This is a genomic window from Shigella sp. FJ200513 (assembly GCF_040495915.1).
GTDB lineage: Bacteria > Pseudomonadota > Gammaproteobacteria > Enterobacterales > Enterobacteriaceae > ECMA0423.
Map to the genome: position 1 here is coordinate 1 of NZ_JBDYCV010000288.1, position 466 is coordinate 466.

The 466-nt window shown below is 51.9% G+C and carries 1 protein-coding gene; it reads left to right on the plus strand.

Annotation, left to right across the window (positions count from 1 at the left end; translation table 11 throughout):
- Positions 1–466, plus strand: a 466-nt coding sequence (locus ABZJ92_RS22280; RefSeq protein WP_171769525.1) for an IS66 family transposase, incomplete at both ends; no start/stop codon positions are given.

Sequence of the window (466 nt, forward strand, 5' to 3'; positions counted from 1 at the left end):
GCTTAAAGCCATGTTGCGTAAGCAACAGAGTCGGCTTCGACAGTATGCCTGTCAGGTCGCGGGCTATGAGCAGGAAATTGAACGGCTGAAAGCGCAACTCGACAGGTTGCGTCGTATGTTGTTCGGCCAGAGTTCAGAGAAAAAGCGTCATAAGCTTGAAAATCAGATCCGACAGGCAGAAAAACGACTGTCGGAACTGGAAAACCGGCTGAACACAGCCAGAAATCTTCTGGAAGATGCATCGTCAGTCACAGATTCACCTGACACCAGTCCCCCGTCAGAAAACCCGATCGCCAGTAAGCCTGAATCCCCGGGACGAAAATCTTCACGAAAACCGCTGCCGGCAGAACTTCCCCGGGAGACACATCGCCTTCTGCCTGCTGAAACCAGTTGCCCGGCCTGTGGAGGTGTTCTGAAAGAAATGGGGGAAACAATCTCAGAGCAACTGGATATCATTAATACCGCC